Annotated in this window: 16 protein-coding genes; 5 read left to right on the top strand and 11 right to left on the bottom strand. The window is 55.8% G+C overall.

Annotated elements, in window-relative coordinates; genetic code table 11:
• Window positions 1-54: 54 nt before the first annotated feature.
• The gene (gene ybjM / locus WFO64_RS02340) at window positions 55-420 is read right to left on the bottom strand and encodes an inner membrane protein YbjM (RefSeq protein WP_337008576.1); all 366 of its coding nucleotides are present in this window, start codon (window positions 418-420) and stop codon (window positions 55-57) included.
• A gap of 258 nt (window positions 421-678) precedes the next feature.
• On the opposite strand from ybjM, the gene WFO64_RS02335 reads away from it, so the two are divergent.
• Together WFO64_RS02335 and ybjG are read left to right on the top strand one after the other, a co-directional pair.
• Entirely contained in the window at window positions 679-2,367 is a 1,689-nt protein-coding gene (locus WFO64_RS02335) for an aspartate:alanine antiporter (protein WP_337008574.1), read from the top strand.
• A 409-nt stretch (window positions 2,368-2,776) separates the two neighbouring features.
• Window positions 2,777-3,382 (top strand): undecaprenyl-diphosphate phosphatase, encoded by a 606-nt coding sequence (gene ybjG / locus WFO64_RS02330; RefSeq protein ID WP_337008572.1) that lies wholly within the window; start codon window positions 2,777-2,779, stop codon window positions 3,380-3,382.
• Window positions 3,383-3,592: 210 nt separating this feature from the next.
• Here ybjG and WFO64_RS02325 read toward each other — a convergent pair whose 3' ends face one another.
• Window positions 3,593-4,795, bottom strand: coding sequence for a serine hydrolase (locus WFO64_RS02325; RefSeq protein ID WP_337008570.1), 1,203 nt, complete (start codon window positions 4,793-4,795; stop codon window positions 3,593-3,595).
• A 272-nt stretch (window positions 4,796-5,067) separates the two neighbouring features.
• Between WFO64_RS02325 and WFO64_RS02320 the strand changes: the two genes are divergently transcribed.
• Entirely contained in the window at window positions 5,068-5,724 is a 657-nt protein-coding gene (locus WFO64_RS02320; RefSeq protein ID WP_337008569.1) for an HAD family hydrolase, read from the top strand.
• A 1-nt stretch (window position 5,725) separates the two neighbouring features.
• Here WFO64_RS02320 and WFO64_RS02315 read toward each other — a convergent pair whose 3' ends face one another.
• Window positions 5,726-6,862: a PQQ-dependent sugar dehydrogenase gene (locus WFO64_RS02315; protein ID WP_337008567.1), complete on the bottom strand. Its 1,137-nt coding sequence runs from the start codon at window positions 6,860-6,862 to the stop codon at window positions 5,726-5,728.
• A gap of 112 nt (window positions 6,863-6,974) precedes the next feature.
• Window positions 6,975-7,148 carry a DUF3313 family protein gene (locus WFO64_RS02310; RefSeq protein ID WP_337009477.1) on the bottom strand — a complete coding sequence of 58 codons (174 nt, stop codon included), beginning with the start codon at window positions 7,146-7,148 and terminating at the stop codon, window positions 6,975-6,977.
• A gap of 114 nt (window positions 7,149-7,262) precedes the next feature.
• On the opposite strand from WFO64_RS02310, the gene WFO64_RS02305 reads away from it, so the two are divergent.
• Window positions 7,263-7,775 carry a DUF2931 family protein gene (locus WFO64_RS02305; protein ID WP_337008565.1) on the top strand — a complete coding sequence of 171 codons (513 nt, stop codon included), beginning with the start codon at window positions 7,263-7,265 and terminating at the stop codon, window positions 7,773-7,775.
• Between the two features lie 133 nt (window positions 7,776-7,908).
• Here the strand turns inward: WFO64_RS02305 and WFO64_RS02300 are convergent, their stop codons facing one another.
• Complete coding sequence (locus tag WFO64_RS02300) at window positions 7,909-8,544, bottom strand: carbonic anhydrase (RefSeq protein ID WP_337008563.1); 636 nt, start codon at window positions 8,542-8,544, stop codon at window positions 7,909-7,911.
• Window positions 8,545-8,629: 85 nt separating this feature from the next.
• On the opposite strand from WFO64_RS02300, the gene WFO64_RS02295 reads away from it, so the two are divergent.
• Window positions 8,630-9,001, top strand: coding sequence for a hypothetical protein (locus WFO64_RS02295; protein ID WP_337008561.1), 372 nt, complete (start codon window positions 8,630-8,632; stop codon window positions 8,999-9,001).
• Here the strand turns inward: WFO64_RS02295 and WFO64_RS02290 are convergent.
• From WFO64_RS02290 to WFO64_RS02265, 6 genes are read right to left on the bottom strand one after another with little or no spacing between them, the layout of a single operon-like run.
• Window positions 8,998-9,447, bottom strand: coding sequence for a DUF4385 domain-containing protein (locus WFO64_RS02290; protein WP_337008559.1), 450 nt, complete (start codon window positions 9,445-9,447; stop codon window positions 8,998-9,000). The two genes, WFO64_RS02295 and WFO64_RS02290, sit on opposite strands and share 4 nt — an antisense overlap.
• Window positions 9,444-10,349, bottom strand: coding sequence for a glutathione ABC transporter permease GsiD (gsiD, locus tag WFO64_RS02285; RefSeq protein WP_337008557.1), 906 nt, complete (start codon window positions 10,347-10,349; stop codon window positions 9,444-9,446). The genes WFO64_RS02290 and gsiD overlap by 4 nt, the downstream gene beginning before the upstream one ends.
• Entirely contained in the window at window positions 10,346-11,275 is a 930-nt protein-coding gene (gene gsiC / locus WFO64_RS02280; protein ID WP_337008555.1) for a glutathione ABC transporter permease GsiC, read from the bottom strand. The genes gsiD and gsiC overlap by 4 nt, the downstream gene beginning before the upstream one ends.
• 46 nt (window positions 11,276-11,321) lie before the next feature.
• On the bottom strand, window positions 11,322-12,857 hold the full coding sequence (gene gsiB / locus WFO64_RS02275) for a glutathione ABC transporter substrate-binding protein GsiB (protein ID WP_337008554.1): 1,536 nt from the start codon (window positions 12,855-12,857) through the stop codon (window positions 11,322-11,324).
• A gap of 54 nt (window positions 12,858-12,911) precedes the next feature.
• Window positions 12,912-14,768, bottom strand: coding sequence for a dipeptide ABC transporter ATP-binding protein (locus tag WFO64_RS02270; RefSeq protein ID WP_337008552.1), 1,857 nt, complete (start codon window positions 14,766-14,768; stop codon window positions 12,912-12,914).
• 9 nt (window positions 14,769-14,777) lie between these two features.
• Complete coding sequence (locus tag WFO64_RS02265; protein ID WP_337008550.1) at window positions 14,778-15,737, bottom strand: isoaspartyl peptidase/L-asparaginase family protein; 960 nt, start codon at window positions 15,735-15,737, stop codon at window positions 14,778-14,780.
• Window positions 15,738-15,776: the final 39 nt, after the last annotated feature.

The raw sequence follows: 15,776 nt of genomic DNA, 5'->3' as shown, positions 1-15,776 counted from the left end.
ATTTTCCTGTCTCGCCTTTTTGCTCTCTGCCTGACTCCCGTCGCCCGGCACAGTTTAGTTGAGTGACGCCATCACAATCTGCATCAACCGCACCAGCAAGGCCCCGCACCCCGCCCAGAACAGCGCGCTGAGGCTCCAGGCAGCCAAAAAAAGCGCGCTGCTATGGATAAACAGGCTGTTATTTAACACCAGGACTGCCAGTAGTGTTCCCCATAATCCCATTAGCAGAGTGCTTTTTAACGGGCTTTCCACCTGTAACAGGGCCATCAGAATACCGGGCAACATAAATAGCAGTAATTCAGGCTGACCACGAAGCGGGCCGGGACCGACCTGCCAGAAATGACAAGTAAAGACGAACACCAGACTGTACAACACTACGCCGCACAGGCGGGTAGTCCAGAGATAAGAACGCTGCGGCATACCACCCCACTGATTAAAAGTAACTCTGACAATAACCTGCTGATAACCCTGCTGCGTTCAGATAGAAATAAAAAGAAACAGTTCGTTGTTGCAACGAATGAAAACAGCCAATGGCTGAGGAAGATATTTGTGATTAGAATAGCGCCGCGGTAAAGGTTCCATTTGCCGTGTTGATTCAACAGCACCTCAACGGCTTGCTCACGATAACGAAAAACAGGCCAATCTTCAACAGGTTACACGTAAACAAGAAGTTAAACAGTGAATATTAACGTCGCAGGATTGTTAAGCGGAAATGACATTTTGTTATTATTTGTCGTTTTAGCACTCGGCCTTTGTCTGGGTAAGTTGCGTCTTGGCTCAGTTCAGCTTGGAAATTCGATTGGCGTATTAGTGGTTTCGCTCTTATTAGGCCAGCAGCACTTCGCAATTGATACCGGTGCTTTGAGTCTGGGTTTTATGCTGTTTATTTTTTGTGTTGGCGTTGAAGCCGGCCCCAACTTTTTTTCCATTTTCTTTCGCGATGGCAAAAACTATTTCATGCTCGCCATTGTTATGGTGGTCAGCGCGCTGTTACTGGCACTGGGGCTTGGCAAACTCTTTAACTGGGATATTGGTCTCACCGCCGGCATGCTGGCAGGATCGATGACCTCAACACCGGTGCTGGTCGGGGCGGGCGATACCCTGCGGCAAAGCATTAGCGATCCAAAGCAGCTTGGGGTGATGCAGGATCAGCTCAGCCTCGGCTATGCCGTTACCTATCTGATAGGCCTGGTCAGCCTGATTTTCGGCGCACGTTACCTTCCTCGTCTGCAACATCAGGATTTGCCCACCTGCGCCCAGCAGATCGCCCGGGAACGTGGTCTGGATGCGGACAGCCAGCGCAAAGTCTTTCTGCCGGTGATCCGCGCCTATCGCGTGGGGGCGGAGCTGGTAGCGTGGAGCGGCGGCAAAAACCTGCGCGAACTGGGCATCTATCGTCAGACCGGGTGCTACATTGAGCGCATTCGCCGCAACGGTATTCTCGCCAGTCCCGATGGTGATGCAGTGTTGCAGCTTGGTGATGATATCTCGCTGGTGGGCTATCCCGATGCACACGCCCGGCTCGATCCGAGCTTCCGCAACGGCAAAGAGGTGTTCGATCGCGACCTGCTGGATATGCGCATCGTCACCGAAGAGATTGTGGTGAAAAACCATAACGCGGTAAACAAACGCCTCAGCAAGTTAAACCTTACCGATCATGGCTGTTTCCTGAACCGGGTCATCCGCAGTCAGATTGAGATGCCGATTGACGACAGCATCATGCTGAACAAAGGTGATGTGCTGCAGGTCAGCGGCGAGGCACGACGGGTCAAAAGCGTGGCGGATCGCATTGGCTTTATCGCGATTCACAGTCAGATGACCGATCTCTTAGCGTTCTGCGCCTTCTTTATCGTGGGTCTGATGATTGGTCTGATCACCTTCCAGTTCAGCAATTTCAGTTTTGGTATTGGTAACGCAGCGGGCCTGCTGTTCGCCGGTATCATGCTCGGCTTCCTGCGCGCCAACCATCCAACCTTTGGTTATATTCCACAGGGCGCGCTCACCATGGTGAAAGAGTTCGGGCTGATGGTGTTTATGGCGGGTGTAGGATTGAGTGCCGGTAGTGGCATTAATCACGGCCTGAGCAGCGATGGCGCGCTGATGCTACTGTGCGGCCTGCTGGTCAGCCTGGTTCCGGTAATCATCTGCTATCTGTTTGGTGCCTATGTATTGCGGATGAACCGCGCCCTGTTGTTTGGTGCCATTATGGGTGCGCGCACCTGCGCACCGGCTATGGAGATCATCAGTGATACGGCACGCAGCAATATTCCGGCGCTGGGCTACGCCGGCACCTATGCCATCGCCAACGTGTTACTGACGCTGGCGGGGACGCTGATTGTGATTGTCTGGCCGATATTGCCCCTATAAAATTTTTTTACCTGCGTCCAGAACTTTATTGTTAAGGGATAGTCATAATAAGTGCCACTGCTTTTCTTTGAAATCCCCAAATTGTGGAGCCCGCTGGTCTTTTTCCCGGCGGGTTTTTTTATGTCCTTTTTTTCTCCTTGCCCGCCATCACGCACCTGAATCGCGTCTGCAAGCGTCATAAAACTTAAACCGTTGCACAACTCATCATCAGATTAAGAGCCCTGCTATGGACGAATTGCACCCTAAAAAGCAGGATGAACCGCTATTGAGTTAGCCATTTGTGCTGACTGATTGGGTGAGCGCCCTATCACTGTCACTGACTGTTTTTTTGCCGCTGTTATCGGGCCAGGCTGGCGGGATGCTGCCAGCTGAGGTTAACCGGACTGTCTGCTGAGGAATTCATCCCGAAATGGAAGAGCTGAACCACTCACTGTTTGTTGCCATCAATGCCACACCGGCGTCACCCGCCTGGTTACTGCAATTGGCGACCTTCATCGCCAAAGATCTGATCGCCATCGTGCCGCTGTTAATCGTAGCAATGTGGTTGTGGGGGCCGCGCGATCAGGTCTCTTCGCAGCGGGTACTGGTGCTGAAAACCGGCATAGCGCTACTCTATGCCCTGGCGATCTCCTGGTGTGTCGGCCATCTGTTGCCGCATCCCCGCCCCTTCGCCATTGGTTTCGGTTATCAGTTCCTGCATCACGCCGCCGATGACTCTTATCCCAGTGATCATGGCACCACGATATTTACCTTTGCCCTGGCCTTTATCTTCTGGCATCGCCTCTGGTCAGGTGTGGTTCTGATGGTGACGGGTTGTGCTATCGCCTGGTCGCGGGTCTACCTGGGCGTTCACTGGCCAATGGATATGCTGGGCGGGTTCCTGGTGGGTCTGCTGAGCTGTCTGGCTTCGCATCTGGCGTGGCAGTTCTATGGCGAGCGAATGCTGACGGTGATCAATCCACTCTATCGTGCGCTGTTTGCCGTGCCGATTCGCAAAGGCTGGACGCAGGATTAAAATAAGTGTCTGCTCATAAGCCTGAATCAGGCTCTACAGCAACGGATAAACTTAACGCGAAGGGAACACGGGCAGAAGAGGAAAGCGTCGCGCCAGGGATGACGGCTTTTGCGTCTTTCCGATCTGACCGTGTTCCCTCGGCAGGCGCGATATCACCGCTATGAGAAGCATGAATCAACAACCCAGGGACACATCAGCGTCCCTGCTTACTTATGAAAACCACTTCCCGAACCAGCCATTGAATTTCATCATCACGAAATCAATCACCCGGCTGAAGAAGCCACCTTCCTGCACATCCTGCATCACCACCAGCGGCCGCTGTTCAATGGTTTTCCCGTCCAGCTGGAAATCGATGGTGCCGACCACCTGATTCTTCTTCAGCGGAGCTTCCAGCTGCGGCGCGTTGAGCCTGAAACTCGCCTTCAGATTCTTCATCTGCCCTTTAGGGATGGTCAGCGCGGCATCTTTTGCCACGCCCAGATTGACCTGGCTGCGATCACCGAACCAGACCCGCTGCTGCGCAAACGGCGCATCCGCTTTAATCGGCGTGACCGTTTCAAAGAAACGGAAGCCCCACGTCAGCAGCTTTTCACTTTCGCGGAAACGAATCGCATCGCTGCGAGTGCCAAGCACCACCGAGATCAGACGCATATCGCCTTCGGTCGCTGAAGCGACCAGGTTATTCCCCGCGCCGGAGGTATGGCCGGTTTTCACACCATCGACCTTGAGGTTGGTGCTCCACAGCAGACGGTTGCGGTTGATCTGGCGAATATTGTTGAAGGTAAACTCTTTCTCTTTATTCAGCGCGTACTCTTCGGGCACATCGCGGATCAGCGCCTGAGCAATCAGCGCCATGTCACGCGCGGTGCTGTATTGCCCTTCTGCATCCAGACCATGCACCGTCATAAAGTGGGTGTTCTGAAGTCCCAGCGCCTTCACGTAGTTGTTCATCAGGCCAATAAACGAGTCCTGACTGCCCGCCACATAGTCCGCCAGGGCAATACAGGCGTCATTGCCGGACTGGATTACGATACCTTTATTCAACTCATGCACCGGAATACGATCGCCCGGCTTAAGGAACATCAGTGAGGAGCCGCGCAGCTTAGGATTGCCTGTCGCCCAGGCATCCTGTCCAACGGTTACCAGGTCATCCGGTTTGATTTTGCCCGCTTTAATTGCCTGACCGACCACGTAGCTGGTCATCATTTTAGTCAGACTGGCGGGATCGAGACGCTGATCGGCACTGGATTCGGTTAACACTTTACCGCTGGCGTAGTCGATCAGAATCCACGCTTTAGCATCAATGCCTGGCGCGGCGGGAGCCTGCTCAGCAAAAACGCTGACGGGGGCAAGAATCAGTAATGAGGTGGCAGCAAGGTGCCGCAGGCGAGAAGTGAAGCGAGTGTTTGTCATGGGCTTGGCCGGATTGTCCTTGTTAGATCGAAATTCCAGGGGCAGAAAATTCTCACTCAAACGCTAACGCTTGACGGCAGCGAAAAAAACCGTCGAATCGTAAAGTTTTTTAGAGTTTAGTCGAGTAACCCTGGTAAAGGCAGCGCGCGCGTGCCGCTTTTCCCCGATTCTATCGCCATCAAAACTGCGTGAAATTCCGATTTTTCGCAGAAGAGTTAAGCCCGTCACAAATATCAGTTAACCTGAACGCCAGTCAGCCGAGGAGACCGACCATGGACTTAGCCCTTTTTGATCTGGATGAAACACTGATTTGTGAAGACAGCACCAGCCTGTGGCTGCGCTGGCTGGTATCACAGGGATTCGCTCCCACCGAACTGATCGATCAGGAACAGGCTTTAATGAGCCAGTACTATGCCGGTACGCTGTCGATTGAAGAGTATATGAATAAAACGCTTTCTCCCCTGGCGGGTATGGCCACCCTGACCGTTGAAGGCTGGGTGCGCCGCTTCATTCACCGCGACATTATGCCACGCGTCTTTCCTGCGGCACGTGAGCGGATTGAGTGGCACCGGGCGCGAGGCGACAAAGTGATGATTATCTCCGCCAGCGGCGAGCATCTGGTGGTGCCCATTGCCGAAAAGCTGGGTGCCTGCGGCGCACTGGCGATTGGCGTTGAAATCGTGGATGAGCGCTACAGCGGTAACACCTACGGCACCATGACCTACAAAGAGGGCAAAGTGACCCGGCTGGGTGACTGGAAAGCGCTGCAGCAGGACGAGACCTTTAACCACACCTGGGCCTACAGCGATTCGATGAACGACCTGCCGTTACTGGAACAGGCCGATCATGCCCATGTTATCAACCCTGACGAACAGCTGCACCAGGAAGCGCTAAATCGCGGATGGCAGGTTTATCACTGGGCGCGCTGATTCAGCCGCGGGACGCGCCAGTGTCCTGCGCTAATCCCACCTTCAGCAACTTGCCGTTGGCCTCATCGGTCAGCACATAGAGATAGCCATCTGGCCCCTGTCGCACATCCCGAATCCGTGCCTTCTGATCGCCGAGCAGGCGCTGCTCTTCCACCACTTTCTCGCCGTTGATACTCAGGCGAATCAGGTTTTTCTCTTTCAGTGCGCCGATAAATACCGAATTCTTCCACTGCGGAAAACGGGCGCTGTTATAAAACGCCATGCCGCTGATGGCCGGAGAATCCTTCCAGTGATAAAGCGGCTGTTCGGTGCCAGCGACATATGTGCCCTTTGACTCCGGCACTTTGTCGCCGCTGTAGTCAATGCCATAGGTCGCCAGCGGCCAGCCGTAATTCTTGCCCCGTCCTATAATATTGACTTCATCGCCGCCGCGCGGGCCATGCTCATTTTCCCATATCATGCCGGTCCACGGGTTACGCGCCAGTCCCTGCGGATTACGCAGGCCATAGGCCCAGATCTCTGGTCGTGCGCCGCGCTGCTTCACAAACGGATTATCGTCTGGCACGCTGCCATCGGCGTTGAGCCGCAGCAGTTTGCCCTGCAGCTTATCGAGGTCCTGCGCTGCGCTGCTGACAAAATTATCGCCGAAAGCGATCCAGAGGTAGCCCTGGGTATCAAATGCCAGCCGGGTACCGATATTGTTGCCGCTGGAGAGCATCGGCGTCTGCCGAATCACTTCCCGGAAATTAGTGAGTTGCCGGTTATCCGGACTCAGCCTCCCGACACCCACGACTGCACCCGCTTTGCCGCTGCTATTCGCCTCCGTGTAACTGAGCCAGACGCGACGGCTGGTTGCAAAATCGGGTGCCAGTACCACGTCCAGCAGGCCACTCTGCCGTTCTGCCCAGACCTTTGGCACCCCGTTGATCGGCTGCGACAGGCCGCTCTGCGGGCTCCAGCTGCGTAGCTGACCGCTACGTTCGGTAATCAGCAGCGTTTTATTGTCGGGCAGAAAGGCAACCGACCATGGATGTTGTAACTTATCTTGTAATACCTCGACCTGCAGGTCGGCGGCAAACAGCGGCGAGGCGCATAACAACGCGCCGCCGAGCACCAGAGAAGTCGAAAAACGGGACATAAGGTTCTCCTGACGGGATAGCGTGCTCTTAAGCGTAGTCATCCGCTGCGTGGTGAACCTGAGGATTTACAAAAGATTAAACAGGGCGACAAGGATGTGCCGCCCTGAAAGGTTATGGCGCGTTGAAACTTACCGTATCGCGAACCAGCGTATTGATACCCGGCTTCAGGTCATCAAAGGTGATTGGCGAGGCGCTGTGGCTGACCGTTTTGCCAAAGGCTTTCCGCACGGCCCGGATCAACGGTTTGCCGGTCACGGCATCGCTGGCTTCCACCTCCGGAAACAGTTCACTGTTCTGAGCAGGGTTCGGCCATCTGGAATGTCATCGTGGTGAACACGGATGGCTTTATCCACGGGGGCGCGCCCCGCTCAGCGCTGACTGGCGTTATCAACCGCCCGGATGAGCAGTGGAAACGCGCTGCCTACAACATGGACGGAAAGAAGGTATGAGGCTGAGAACACTTTTCCCCTGCTGATGCGGGTTATGGTCAGCGGCTGCCGCGCGGGTGATGCACAGACACCGGAAGAAACCGGCGAAATGCCTTACCGTGAGGTCGGTTTTGCATTTTTCACACCCAGGGCTTTACCGGCGATCGTGACAAGAGCGCTGCTTATCGACAACGAGAAAGTGATTTTCGCCTTCCGGACGCTGGAGAGTACGCAAAGCGATCCCGGGGTGGTTAGCACCTGGAACAGCAGAACAGGTGATGGGGGCATTCAGTTCAACAAGGTCCGACATCCGCCCGCACAAATGCTCTTCTGCCGGGATTCAGTTATCGCTAAAAAGAGCTGCGAGACGCGTATTACCTTTTCGTCGTCACGCCGGGATGCAATGTCAACGCCAGCCGGCAAGGACCGGGGAGGAAATGCCGCCGGGTATAAGACATTGCTGTTCGGATTAGCAAGAAGGTAAAGTCCGCATCTGGCTTCAGAACAGTGCACGGGTCGCCATGACCGGGGAAATGCTGAAAATAGGCGCTGTTTTAAGGGTTATCTGTGCAGATGCTCGGGAAATACCCGCTGCATAACGCAGCGGGTGAAAAGCATTACTCGAAACTGGCATCGGGATTTTCAGACAGGGTGATGAACTGCTTGCCACCCTGGGTAAGCGCCATGATTGTGCCGCTTTCGATATCGTAAACCCAGCCGTGCAGACGCAGCTTACCGTTACGCAGCGCGACCGAGACAGAAGGATGGGTTTTCATGTTGTTGAGCTGCGCGATAACGTTCTCTTTGACCATTTCGTTCAGCTTTTTCTCTGGCGAGTCATATTCACGCTGCTCTACCACCGCTTTTGCCGCATCGGCGTAGCGAAGCCAGTGCTCAACCGCAGGCATGGTATCCATGCAGGCACAAGAAGCGATGGCGTTCATGGCGCCGCAGTTGGAGTGACCACAGATGATGATGTCGGAGACACCTAGCGCCACCACGGCATATTCAATGGTGGCGGACACACCGCCAGGCTCCGGGCCAAATGAGGGAACAATGTTGCCCGCATTGCGGATAACGAACAGCTCTCCTGGCTCCTGCTGCGTCACCAGTTCAGGCACCAGACGGCTGTCTGAGCAGGAGATGAACAGCGCTTTCGGATTTTGATTAGACGCCAGGCTTTTGAAAAGATCCTTCCTTTCAGGAAACACATTCTGCTGGAAATTCAGAAATCCGTTGATGATCTCTTTCATTATTTAGCTCTCACATTATCCATTTCATTACCTGAGGGGCATAGCCCCCTCAGTGGGTTTGCTCGTTTATTATTAATGAAAACAAGTGAATATCAACCCGCGTTTTTCAGTCAGCCCCGAAACGTCGCCATTGTCAGCGTTTCGCTTACTCAACCTCCGTTTGCGGGAAATACCATTTCTTTTTACAGGACGGTCAGTTACTGGAAAGTGCAGGCTTAAAACAGCCCGTTTTTTTGCCGGTGGCATGACTCGTATTTTACGCGTTTTTTCATTACTTTACGTCGCCTGCCCCTTCGCAGAAAAGTTTTCTCATCTGCGGCTGTCGGACGTTAAGTCGCCCGCATCGCGGGTTTTTGCCGTCAATGAAAATGGGAGAAAGGATAAAGCAAGAGAGGGTGATCAAACCAGAGCGGCAGCAGGCTTATCGGCTGCCGGAAGAACAGGGTTTAGCCTTTAACCGTACTGCTGCTGATGCGATTTTTTACGTTGCAGATAGTCCTCATCTGCACGAAGCCTGTCCCAGTAAGTTTTGAAAATGGCCGCCGCAGCGGCCTTTTCCTCATTCACGCCACGCGGTAACTCCTTGCCGCCTGCATCATATTTTCGCCCGCCCTTATGATTGCTGTACCGACGCGCACGGGTATATCCCATCTGAATAAATTTACGCGCCATATCCATGCCGACAAAATCGTCCTGACGCCGGTACTCCTCAAACAGCGCCATGATTTTTTCTGCTGACTCTTCGGCAATGGGAACGGTACGAAAACGCCAGTGTGGCAGGATTTCGCTTTTGTAAGGCTCGACCATCAACACACCCTGCTCGCCACGCCCAACCTGATAACGCTCGGGATGCTGGCGAAAGTCGATAGTGCTGAAGTCCTGATCATAATCGAAAGGTTTCATCTCTTTAGTTTAGGATCAAGTGCGTCGCGCAGCCCGTCTCCAAGTAAATTAAATGCCAGAACGGTAAAGAAAATGGCCAGGCTGGGGAAAATCGCCACATGAGGCGCAATCACCATGTCGGCCCGTGCTTCATTCAGCATGGCACCCCACTCCGGCGTTGGCGGTTGTGCGCCCAGCCCCAGAAACGACAGGCTGGCTGCGGTGATGATTGAGGTGCCGACCCGCATGGTGAAATAGACCACAATTGGCGATACCGTACCGGGAAGGATATGCCGCATCAGAATAGTCCAGTCAGACGCGCCGATGCTACGAGCCGACTCAATGTAAGTCTGTTGCTTCAGTACCAGCGTATTGCCGCGCACCAGGCGAGCAAAAGCCGGGATACTGAAAATGGCCACCGCCACAATCACATTGCTCATGCCACTGCCCATAATGGCCACCACCGCAATGGCCAGCAGAATGCCGGGAAAGGCAAACAGCACATCACAGATGCGCATGGTGATGCGGTCCCACCAGCCTTCGTAATACCCGGCTAACAGCCCAAACAGGGTGCCAATCAGTGCGCCAAGTACCACTGAAAAGAAGCCCGCAATCAGGGAAATACGCGTCCCGACCAGTACCCGGCTGAAGATGTCGCGTCCCAGCGAATCAACACCAAACAGATGCATCAGCGATGGGCCGTCGTTTAGCCGGTCATAATCGAAATAGTTCTCTGCGTCGAACGGGGCAATCCATGGGGCGATGACCGCCAGCACAATCAGCACCAGCACAAACAACCCGGCCATCAGCGCCACCGGCTGACGCCTGAAACGCCGCCAGAACTCACGCCACGGCGTGCGTACCCGGTTTTCCGCAATCAGCGGCATCGTTTTCAGTGCCGCTTCACGTCGCCAGTTTCTCATCGCGACTCCTTAAAGCGAATAGCGGGATTGATCACCGCATAGAGCATGTCGACAAACAGATTGATAAGAATAAACTCCAGTGAAAACAGGAGTACTTCTGCCTGAATAACCGGATAGTCGCGCATCGTTACGGAGTCGACCAGCAGACGACCCAGTCCCGGCCAGTTAAACACCACCTCAACCACGATCGATCCACCCAGCAGAAAACCAAACTGCAGTCCCATCATCGTCACCACCGGGATCATGGCGTTGCGCAGGCCATGCTTCACCACCACCAGCGACTCACGCACCCCTTTGGCTCGGGCGGTTCGCATGTAATCTTCCTGCATCACTTCCACGAATGAAGCGCGGGTAAAGCGCGCCATCACCGCCGCCACCGCCGCACCCAAGGTAATCGAGGGCAGAATGTAATGTTTCCAGCTCTCTGCACCGACGGTTGGCAACCATCCCAGCTCAACTGAGAAGACCTGCATCAGCAGCATACCCAACGCAAAGGCAGGAAATGAAATGCCCGACACCGCCAGCGTCATCCCTAGCCGATCGGGCCAGCGGTTTCGCCAGACGGCCGAGACAATGCCGATTGCCATGCCAAAAATCACCGCCCAGATCATGCTGGCCAGCGTCAGCCACAGGGTCGGCATAAAGCGTGAGGCGATCTCATCCGCTACTGGCCGCTTCGAGACCATCGACTGACCGAAATCGCCCTGCAGCGCATTCAGAATAAAGTGCCAGAACTGCTGCGGCAGCGGCAGATCCAGCCCCAGCTCCTGACGCACCAGCGCCACCACCGAAGCATCCGCTTCCGGCCCGGCGATCAGGCGTGCCGGGTCGCCCGGCAGCAGGTGAACAAACAGGAACACCAGCACCGCCACAATCAGCAGCGTGGGGATCAGCCCAAATAGTCGTTTGAGAAAATAGTTAAACATGCAACATCCTGCAGCTGCGGCCAGCCTCGCGGGCTGGCTGGCTCCGTTACTTCAGAGTTGCCTCATCGAAATTGAATGAGGTATCGGGCATCACATAAAAACCGCTGAGGTTTTTGCTATTGGCAGAAACCAGCTGCTCAACCACCAGTGGGATCCACGGATGATCCTGCCAGATGGTATCCTGCGCATCTTTATAGAGACGCGCTTTCTCTGCACGGTCGGTGGTTTTCAGCGCATCAGCCAGATCTTTATCGACCTTAGGATTGCTGTAAAACGCGGTGTTGAAAATCGCCGGTGGCCAGGCCGCGGTGGCAAACAGTGGCGTCAGCGCCCAGTCCGCTTCACCCGTTGAGGCGGACCAGCCGGTGTAGAACATGCGCACGCCGCTCTCTTTCTGGCCTTTGCCTTCCACTTCAGCAGCACGCTGACCCGCATCCATCGCCGTAACGTTAACTTTCACGCCAACCTGCGCCAGCTGCTGCTGGGTGAACTGCAACACTTTCTGCGCGGTGCTGTGGTTGTGTGACGACCAGAGCGTAGTTTCAAATCCGTTCGGGTAGCCCGCCTCTTTCAGCAATGCTTTCGCTTTAGCCGGATCGTAGCTGATGGCCGGATAGGTCTGGGCGAAGTCGATGGTGGGCGGCACGATGCCGGTGGCGGGCGTGGCGTAACCGGAGAACGCCACTTTCGCCAGCGCCTGACGGTTAATGGCATACTCCAGCGCTTCACGCACCTTCGGGTTATCAAACGGCTTCTGGGTCACGTTAAGACTGATGTAACGCTGCATAATGGATGGCGTGGTTACCACAGCCAGCTTGCTGTTCTTCTCCAGCAGTTTTGCCTGCTCATAAGGCACCGGGAAAGCAAAGTTCGCTTCGCCGGTCTGCAGCATTGCTGCACGGGTGTTGTTGTCCACCACCGGTCGCCAGGTAATGCTGTCCAGCTTCGGGTAACCCGACTTCCAGTAGCCGTCCCACTTCTTCACCTTCACAAAATCGGTCTGGTTCCAGGTTTCAAACACAAACGGGCCGGTTCCCACCGGATGGAAACCGATCTCCTTGCCATATTTTTTCAATGCGGTGGGCGAAATCATCGCTGCCGCCGGATGAGCCAGGTTGTTGATAAAGGCGGAGAACTGCTCTTTCAGCGTTACTTTCACCGTGGTCGGATCCACCACTTCGGTGCTGGCAATATGTTTAAACAGGTTGTAGCGTTTGAGATGGTTGTCCGGGTTGCTGGCGCGATCAAGGTTGACCTTTACCGCTTCAGCATTGAAGTCTGCGCCATCCTGGAATTTAACGCCGGAGCGCAGCTTGATGGTGTAAGTCAGTCCGTCGGCGCTGGCCTGATAGCTCTCTGCCAGCACGTTAGTCAGTTTCATATCCTTATCGAAGCCAAACAGGCCCTGATAGAAGGATTTCGCCACCGCCTGCGACAGCGTGTCGTTGGCGTCATAGGGATCGAGGGTGGTGAAATTGGACGCGACGGCAATCACCGCATCCTGTGCTGCCCAGGCGGGCAATGTGATTGCGCTGCTTAACACGCCAGCTGCCAGTAACCCTTTACGCATCGTAATCTGCATCTTTTTCTCCTGTAATCCCTGTCGGGTTGGTCGCCGGGGCGACATTTTCACTGTTCAGGTCGCGCTGATAACGTGGCGGGCGACGAAATGGCCCGGTGCCACCTCCATCAACGGTGCCACTTCAGGTTCATCCCCTAACGCATGAATCGGGCTGGGGATCTCATCGACCAGTAAGGCTCGTTCACGACGTCGGTGAGCCGGATCGGCTACCGGCACCGCTGCCATGAGTTTTCGGGTGTAGGGATGCTGAGGCTGTTCAAACACCGCCTGACGTGGCCCCATCTCGACAATCTGGCCGAGATACATCACCGCCACGCGGTGGCTGATACGCTCCACCACCGCCATATCGTGAGAAATAAACAGGAAAGCGATGCCAAACTCGCGCTGCAGGTCGAGCATCAGATTAATAATTTGCGCCTGAATCGAGACGTCCAGCGCCGAGACGGATTCATCAGCGATGACCACTTTGGGATTCAGCGCCAGCGCACGAGCAATACAGATGCGCTGACGCTGCCCGCCAGAAAATTCATGCGGATAGCGCTGAGCATGTTCCGGCAGTAGACCCACTTTATCCAGCAGCCAGGCGACGCGCTGCTCCGCCGCGCGACGCGGCATCGCCTTATGGACCAGCAGCGGCTCCATAATCGAGAAGCCGACCGTCAGCCGGGGATCAAGAGAGGCATAGGGATCCTGGAAAATAAACTGAATGTCGCGCCGCAAATGCGCCAGCGCGCCACCAGAGAGAAGGTCTATCCGCTGTCCGTCAAACGTCAGGGTTCCCCCCTGACTGGCAACCAGCTTCAGCAGTGACCGCCCCGTGGTCGACTTACCACAGCCAGACTCTCCCACCAGCGCCAGCGTCTCACCGGCATAGAGATCAAAACTGACTTTTTCCACCGCATGAACCCGGCTTTTAACGCGATTCAGCAGGCCGCCGCGCATATCAAAGCGGGTAACCAGATCGCGCACCTGCAAAATGGGTGGTTGCAGGCGACGTACCGTATCCTGTGGCATGTCGTCAGTCGCGTTGCTGTGTAGCAGCGGGAATTTGGCCGGTAAAGGCTGCCCCTGCATCGAGCCGAGCTTTGGCACGGCCGTCAGCAGCGCCTGGGTATAGGGATGCTGCGGTGCGCTAAACAGCCCGGCTACCGGTGCATTTTCCACCACTTCGCCGCGATACATCACCTGAACCCGATCGGCCATTTCGGCGACCACGCCCATATCGTGAGTGATAAAAATCACGCCCATCTGCATCTCTTTTTGCAACACGCGGATAAGTTGCAGAATCTGCGCCTGAATAGTGACGTCGAGCGCGGTGGTCGGCTCATCGGCAATCAGTAATGCCGGTTTGCAGCAGAGTGCCATCGCGATCATCACGCGCTGGCGCATCCCGCCCGACAGCTGATGCGGAAAGCGGGATAATGCATTTTGTGCATCGGGAATTCGCACCAGATCCAGCATCCGACGCGCCTCGGCCAGCGCCCCGGCGTGGCTCAGGCCCTGATGCAGACGAATTGATTCAACGATCTGCTCGCCTACGGAGAAGACTGGATTCAGTGAGGTCATCGGCTCCTGGAAGATCATCGCCATATCTGCGCCGCGCACCCGGCGCATCTGACCTTTTGACGCGCGCATCAGGTCCAGCACGTCGCCATTGCGACGGCGCAGCTGCACCTCGCCGCTGACGGTTCCGCCAGCCTGCTCTATCAGCCGCATCAGCGCCAGCGAGGTGACGGATTTCCCCGAGCCTGACTCTCCCACCAACGCCAGCGTTTCGCCGCGAAACAGATCGAGTGACAAATGCCGCACGGCGTCCGTAACGGTGGCTTCGTGCTGAAAACGCACATTGAGATCACGCACCGCCAGTACCTGCTCAGGGGCCAGCGGCGGTAACGTTTGCCTGTCGCTCATCTCTGCTCCTTAACTTTCGCGATAGATAGCGACATCCGCCGCTTCGCCGACCCGCGCCACGCCCCGATACATGCCTTCGCTGTTGAACGGCAGCGCCACGTTGCCTGCGCGATCAACGGCGATTAAGCCGCCGCTGCCGCCCAGTTCCAGCACGCTATCATGAATGACCTTCACAGTGGCCTGCTGCAATGAGCGCCCGGCGTAGCGCATCTGCGCTGCCACATCATAGGCCGCCAGCGTCCGCATAAAGACTTCACCGGTGCCGGTACAGGAAACCGCCACGCTGTCGTTGCTGGCGTAGCAGCCCGCGCCCGGCAGTGGCGAGTCGCCGACCCGCCCGGCTTGTTTATTGGTCATCCCGCCCGTTGACGTCGCGGCAGCAAGGTTGCCCTCGAGATCCAGCGCTACAGCCCCTACGGTGCCGAACTTATGGTCCGGGTCGAGCGGGTCGTCGCTGTGAGCCGCACCATCATGGTCCAGTATCGCCGTATCGCTGTTCAGCGCACGCTGCAATTGCTCCCAGCGTTCCGGGGTCGAGAAGTAATCAGGCGCGACCGGTTCCAGACCGTGCGCTTTAGCGAACTGCTCAGCGCCTTCGCCGATAAACAGCGCATGCGGGCTCTGTTCCAGCACGGCACGCGCCGCCAGGACCGGATTGCGTACTCGCGTTACGCCCGCAACCGCGCCCACATCCAGCGTTCGGCCATCCATTACGCAGGCATCAAGTTCATGGGTACCCTGGTGGGTGAATACCGCGCCTTTGCCGGCGTTGAACAGCGGACACTCTTCCAGCAGTCGCACCGCTTCCGTCACCGCATCCAGTGCGCTGCCGCCCTGAGCCAGTATCTGCTGACCCTGAGTGACAATATCGTGCAGCGCCTGACGATAGCGTTGTTCCTTTTCGGCGCTCATCGCTGAGCGCGAAATGGCACCTGCGCCTCCATGAATGGCGATCACTGCATTGAACATAACGCTCTACCCTGTGGTTGCATCAGGACGAAAAACACT

Origin of the sequence: Pantoea sp. AS142 (genome assembly GCF_037152305.1) — a bacterium.
Taxonomy (GTDB): domain Bacteria; phylum Pseudomonadota; class Gammaproteobacteria; order Enterobacterales; family Enterobacteriaceae; genus Pantoea.
This window is presented reverse-complemented; position numbering and strand designations above follow the sequence as displayed.

Excerpts from the sequence above, each read along its gene's own strand:
- ybjM (WP_337008576.1), bottom strand. The coding sequence starts at position 420 with ATGCCGCAGCGTTCTTATCTCTGGACTACCCGCCTGTGCGGCGTAGTG.
- ybjG (WP_337008572.1), top strand. The coding sequence starts at position 2,777 with ATGGAAGAGCTGAACCACTCACTGTTTGTTGCCATCAATGCCACACCG.
- WFO64_RS02325 (WP_337008570.1), bottom strand. The coding sequence starts at position 4,795 with ATGACAAACACTCGCTTCACTTCTCGCCTGCGGCACCTTGCTGCCACC.
- WFO64_RS02320 (WP_337008569.1), top strand. The coding sequence starts at position 5,068 with ATGGACTTAGCCCTTTTTGATCTGGATGAAACACTGATTTGTGAAGAC.
- WFO64_RS02315 (WP_337008567.1), bottom strand. The coding sequence starts at position 6,862 with ATGTCCCGTTTTTCGACTTCTCTGGTGCTCGGCGGCGCGTTGTTATGC.
- WFO64_RS02305 (WP_337008565.1), top strand. The coding sequence starts at position 7,263 with ATGAGCAGTGGAAACGCGCTGCCTACAACATGGACGGAAAGAAGGTAT.
- WFO64_RS02300 (WP_337008563.1), bottom strand. The coding sequence starts at position 8,544 with ATGAAAGAGATCATCAACGGATTTCTGAATTTCCAGCAGAATGTGTTT.
- WFO64_RS02290 (WP_337008559.1), bottom strand. The coding sequence starts at position 9,447 with ATGAAACCTTTCGATTATGATCAGGACTTCAGCACTATCGACTTTCGC.
- gsiD (WP_337008557.1), bottom strand. The coding sequence starts at position 10,349 with ATGAGAAACTGGCGACGTGAAGCGGCACTGAAAACGATGCCGCTGATT.
- gsiC (WP_337008555.1), bottom strand. The coding sequence starts at position 11,275 with ATGTTTAACTATTTTCTCAAACGACTATTTGGGCTGATCCCCACGCTG.
- gsiB (WP_337008554.1), bottom strand. The coding sequence starts at position 12,857 with ATGCAGATTACGATGCGTAAAGGGTTACTGGCAGCTGGCGTGTTAAGC.
- WFO64_RS02270 (WP_337008552.1), bottom strand. The coding sequence starts at position 14,768 with ATGAGCGACAGGCAAACGTTACCGCCGCTGGCCCCTGAGCAGGTACTG.
- WFO64_RS02265 (WP_337008550.1), bottom strand. The coding sequence starts at position 15,737 with ATGTTCAATGCAGTGATCGCCATTCATGGAGGCGCAGGTGCCATTTCG.